General features: G+C 63.3%; 1 protein-coding gene. It reads right to left on the bottom strand.

Features of this window, described 5'->3' with window-relative positions; all coding sequences use genetic code 11:
* On the bottom strand, nt 1-414 hold a 414-nt coding region (locus tag AC6CIE_RS27810; protein WP_498094974.1), incomplete at its 5' end, for an EF-Tu C-terminal domain-related protein.

The raw sequence follows: 414 nt of genomic DNA, 5'->3' as shown, positions 1-414 counted from the left end.
TTACTTCAGGATCTTGGCGACGACGCCGGCGCCGACGGTACGACCGCCTTCACGGATGGCGAAACGCAGACCTTCTTCCATGGCGATCGGGGCCAGCAGCTTGACGGTCATCGTCACGTTGTCGCCCGGCAGAACCATTTCCTTGTCGGCCGGCAGGTCGATCGTGCCGGTCACGTCCGTCGTGCGGAAGTAGAACTGGGGACGATAGCCGTTGAAGAACGGGGTGTGGCGGCCGCCTTCTTCCTTGGACAGGATGTACACCTCGGACGTGAAGTCCGTGTGCGGGGTGATCGAGCCCGGCTTGGCCAGAACTTGGCCGCGCTGGACGTCTTCACGCTTGGTGCCGCGCAGCAGGATGCCCACGTTGTCGCCGGCTTGACCTTGGTCCAGCAGCTTGCGGAACATTTCCACGCC

The sequence above is a fragment of the Achromobacter sp. GQ309 genome, assembly GCF_059759315.1.
Note: the sequence above shows the minus strand (reverse complement) of the source record. Positions and strands in the feature narration are given on the sequence as shown.